Below are 1,876 nucleotides of genomic sequence, written 5' to 3' on the forward strand. Positions count from 1 at the left end.
CGCGGGCTTCAAATCGGTGTTGCAGTGGATTGGGCCAAGAATGAGACCCTGCGTGGCGGCTTGGCCCAAAGCATGGGGTCGTGCGTACCGGGACGGACTTGAAGCTCCCGACAGCTTAGGTTACCAAGTTCGGGCAACGATGACAGCATAGGAGAGTCTTATGGGGGTCAACACTTCGGGCGGACATCCGGCCATGGATTACGCCGAGCACGTGCGCACCTATAATGGTTTCGTGACCTGGGCGCGCATCACCATCATCTCCTCGGTCGCCGTCCTGGTCGGAATGGCGATTTTCCTCCTCTAGGATCGTTCCCTACATTTTGCCTCCGGTCTCGGCGGCGCACGGTGCTGTATCGCGCCAGTGCGCTCCCGGCTTCCGGGCGCTTGTTTGCCTTCCTGCTGAAGGAGGGACACTGCCGGGGCCGAGCCTGCCGGCCCTCATGAACCCGCTATGCAGGTGCCGCGAGGATGCCGACGGATGGTCCTATGGTTACCATAGCTGTGACGGCCGAGGGTCCGGATGAGGCGCGCGTTGCGGTCTCGCCGGAGACGGTGAAGAAGCTTGTAGCTCTCGGCGCCAGAGTGCGCGTGGAGCAAGGCGCCGGATCGCGATCGCGCTTTTCCGACGAGGCGCTCAAGGCCGCGGGCGCAGAGATCGTCCCGGCGGCAGCCGATGCGCTCGCCGGCGCAGACATACTGCTCAAGGTGCGCCGCCCATCCGCTGACGAGGTCAAGAGCCTCAAGCCCGGCGGCCTCGTGGCGGCCCTGCTCGACCCCTTCGATACCACCGCAATCGAGCCCCTCGCTGCGACGGGTATGAATCTTTTCTCCATGGAGTTCATGCCGCGCATCAGCCGTGCGCAATCCATGGACGTCTTATCGAGCCAGGCGAACCTAGCGGGCTATAAGGCCGTGGTCGACGCGGCCTCGCTGTTCGGCCAGGCGCTGCCGATGATGATGACGGCAGCCGGCACCGTTCCTGCCGCCAAGGTCTTCATCATGGGTGTCGGCGTTGCCGGGCTGCAGGCCATCGCGACCGCGCGCCGGCTCGGTGCCGTGGTCTCCGCGACCGACGTGCGGCCAGCGACGAAGGAGCAGGTAGCTTCGCTCGGCGCCAAGTTCGTCGCCGTCGAGGACGACGAGTTCAAGGAGGCCCAGACGGCCGCTGGCTATGCCAAGCCGATGTCGGCCGCCTATCAGGCCAAGCAGGCCGCACTCATCGCCGATCACATCAAGGGCCAGGATATCGTCATCACGACGGCGCTCATTCCTGGCCGCCCTGCGCCGCGCCTCATCACGCGCGCCATGGTGGAAAGCATGAAGCCCGGCTCAGTGATCGTCGATCTCGCCGCTGAGCTTGGTGGCAACTGCGAGGCGACGGTTCCGGGCGAGACGGTGGAGGTCGGTGGCGTCAAGATCGTCGGGCCGCTCAACCTCGCGGGCTCGGTGCCGGTCAATGCCTCGAGCCTCTACGCCAAGAACCTGCTCGCGTTCCTGGAGCTCTTCTTCGACAAGACGGAGAAAACACTCCAGGTCAACTGGGACGACGAGATCGTGAAGGGAACGCTGATCGCCAAGGACGGGCGCATCGTGCATCCCAACCTCGCCCCGCAATCAGCCTCCTGAGGGACCGCGCCATGCAGACCTATGGACTTCTCCGCTGGTTAAGTGTGCTTGCCGGCGCCGCACTGCTGCTGCCCACCGCAGCGCTCGCGGCGTCCGACGGCGTCGGCGGGCCCGTCGATCCTTCCATCTATCGCATCATGGTGTTCGTGATGGCGATCTTCGTCGGATACTACGTGGTCTGGAGCGTCACGCCGGCGCTGCACACCCCGCTGATGAGCGTCACCAACGCCATCAGCTCGGTCATCGTGGT

The 1,876-nt window shown here is 64.8% G+C and carries 3 protein-coding genes; all 3 read left to right on the forward strand.

What is annotated here, in order from left to right:
• Positions 1-160 precede the first annotated feature (160 nt).
• A complete protein-coding gene (locus tag V7P99_RS13965; RefSeq protein WP_333795445.1) occupies positions 161-304 on the forward strand; it encodes an aa3-type cytochrome c oxidase subunit IV in 144 nt (47 codons plus the stop codon).
• Positions 305-486: 182 nt separating this feature from the next.
• Positions 487-1,626: a Re/Si-specific NAD(P)(+) transhydrogenase subunit alpha gene (locus V7P99_RS13970; protein ID WP_333795446.1), complete on the forward strand. Its 1,140-nt coding sequence runs from the start codon at positions 487-489 to the stop codon at positions 1,624-1,626.
• 11 nt (positions 1,627-1,637) lie between these two features.
• The coding region (locus V7P99_RS13975) for a proton-translocating transhydrogenase family protein (protein WP_333795447.1) at positions 1,638-1,876 on the forward strand (239 nt) is incomplete at its 3' end.

The sequence above is a fragment of the Hyphomicrobium sp. genome (assembly GCF_036780825.1).
Taxonomy (GTDB): domain Bacteria; phylum Pseudomonadota; class Alphaproteobacteria; order Rhizobiales; family Hyphomicrobiaceae; genus Hyphomicrobium_C.